Source organism: Caballeronia sp. INML2, from assembly GCF_023631365.1.
Classification (GTDB): domain Bacteria; phylum Pseudomonadota; class Gammaproteobacteria; order Burkholderiales; family Burkholderiaceae; genus Caballeronia; species Caballeronia turbans.
Genome location: NZ_JALQDH010000163.1, coordinates 1 through 2,437, shown reverse-complemented (window position 1 = coordinate 2,437; position 2,437 = coordinate 1). Strand labels below are relative to the sequence as shown.

The window sequence follows — 2,437 nt, the reverse complement described above, 5'->3', positions numbered from 1 at the left end:
ACGCGAATCGCGCCTTTGCGCGTGACGGGATGCTGTGGCGCGTCTTCGTCGATGAATGGAAACGCGTCCGGCCCGAAGTTGTAGACCGTGCCCGGCAACACGATGGTAGCGCCCTGCGCCTTCGCCGCCGCGATGGTGTTGTCGATCATCGGCAGCACCGGTTCGGCCCAGCGCTTGTAGCCCAGCGGATTTACCGCGTGCACGATCACGGATACACCCTGTGCCGCGCGCATCACGTTGGCCGCGTTCATCGCATCGCCGTGAATCCATTCGATGCCGCCGCCCTTTGATGCCCCGGGCCACGCCGCAGCCCGTGCACGCGCCAGCCCGCATCGCGCAATCGCCGCGCAATTTCCCCGCCGATGCCGCCCGTCGCCCCACGTACCAGAACCGTTTCGCCTTGCGCCATGTCACGCCCCATAGGTTGTCGATGGAGCCATGCTCCGCCCTTCGCGGACCCATTAAAATTGGCCAACTTCGTTGATCCGATATACAAAAACGTATGGCAGACGACATCGGCTGGGAGCTTTACTGACCGTTTGGCCGGTTCGCATCGTTTAGCCGACGTCTCAATGCAAATCAACGAAGGTTGGCAAAGGCCGAAGGGCGTATGTCGGCTGTCCGGCCGGGGTCGTCCAGAAGCGGCCGATCAATACAGCAGACGACATCGTTGACTATTCCTCCATTCTCCTCGTTCCCCCGATCGCCCTACAGTTCGATGTCTTTTTGCCGTTATAAATAACGACACGGCGAGTTCGTCCATATCCCTCAGGATCGACGTCGGGCTTATGGGGTTCGTCCTCCAATAAAACGTTCGTCGGGGCTTTGTCATGTATGGAAAATCAACTCTGAACACTGGAAAACCACAATCGTCCAACCGCAAACGATACTTGTATGGATGGGCAATCGTTGGCATCGTCTTGCTCGTCGATGTCTTCTGGCTTCAACTGGGAGGATACTCGGTAGTGTTTTCAGACGAGCTGAAAGGAAAAGGCAAGGTCCTTCTGACAGTGACATGTGGTTGCGCGGTGTTGTACGGAATTCAGCATATCCCCGCTACAGGCAAGTCTGCGCCAAGCTGCGCTATCACGAAGTCGCAAACACGGTGGCATGGTTCGTCCTTTTGATTGTTTTTATCCAAGCGACGAGCATTTTGTCTTATCTGTGCATTACTACGGATATGCCACTCATAGAAAACAGTCTACTTCGTTTTGATCGGATAATTGGTTTCGATTGGGCAGCGGTATATGGTTGGGTTCAATCGCACTCCGCCGTCCGCCGGATCCTCGGGGTAGCATACGCCAGCGGATTTTGGCAACTGATTGCGATTCCGGCCGTTTTGGGTCTATTGGGACGCCGCGAAGAGCTGTCAATGTTTTTCTTCTTGCTAGCCCTTTCAAGCATCTACCTTCTTATAGTTTCCACGGCGTTCCCGGCCACGAGTGCATTTGAGCACTTCAAAGTGTCAGATACTGATGCGTTGTCTAGCGTATCGGACTTCTCGGTACTGCGAGACGGATCGATGAGAAAATTTGACCTGCAACGAACACAGGGGCTTGTGTCGCTGCCGTCGTTTCACACGGCGTTGGCTGTTATTTTCGCTTACTCGCTCCGCCGAATCCGGTTGCTGTTCTGTCCGGCGGTCATTCTTGATGTGCTCATGATTGCTTCCACGCCGACGCAAGGAGGACATTATCTCGCAGACGTACTCGCTGGGTTGGGGCTTTCTGTGTTGACTATCGTGTCAATCACGTTCTTGCTTGACCGGGAGGCAGTCGTGCAGTTCAACGTTTCAACAAGAATCGCGAGGTATGCCACTGGTTTGTTCGCTGCATTGAACGACCGCTTGAGACGTTCGTGAGTGGCTGCTTCGGGTCCTCAAGACTTGCTGCATGCAGCAGCCTCACGCCGGCTGAACGCCGCATGTCGCCAAAAGCCGGGCTCAAGACCAGCACCATCGACCCTCGCTTCTTCGAGCACAAGCGGAGGTCGATACCAATCGCTCGATGCGCTATTTGCCCCGGCCGCGCGTTGGCCAGCAAGCGGGCCGTTCGGCGACTGAGAAGCCTTTTTGTATAGAGATCCGCCGATCGCTCACAGGTTCAAGTGTTTGTCGGTAATCGATTTTAAATTTCGACGCGACTGAGGAAACATGTATCATTACCAATGAAGGCCGTATCTTTTCTCAGCGTTGAATGCGCTACACACAAGTCTGAAGTAGACACGCACGCACAGATCAATAACTCGGTCCCTGGGAAACGCTCGAACGTCGGTTGTACCTTGGAAGCCGCCTCTATGACAGCGCTAAATGGAGCGGCAGCTTAGGGACCTGAAGACTCATTGAGGCGTGCCGATGTCCCGTTCACCAGCGCCAGTGGGTGAATGACCGCAACCGGACGTGTAGCAGCAACCAAGTCCGTAACCGGCGAAGGCCGGC

General features: G+C 55.4%; 1 protein-coding gene and 1 pseudogene. One reads left to right on the top strand and one right to left on the bottom strand.

Going from position 1 to position 2,437, the window contains the following annotated elements; translation table 11 throughout:
- Positions 1–409, bottom strand: a pseudogene (locus tag NCT32_RS36685) (NAD-dependent epimerase/dehydratase family protein); the annotation flags it as partial.
- A gap of 696 nt (positions 410–1,105) precedes the next feature.
- Between NCT32_RS36685 and NCT32_RS36680 the strand changes: the two are divergent.
- Entirely contained in the window at positions 1,106–1,861 is a 756-nt protein-coding gene (locus tag NCT32_RS36680; RefSeq protein ID WP_250491526.1) for a phosphatase PAP2 family protein, read from the top strand.
- The last annotated feature ends 576 nt before the right edge of the window (positions 1,862–2,437 follow it).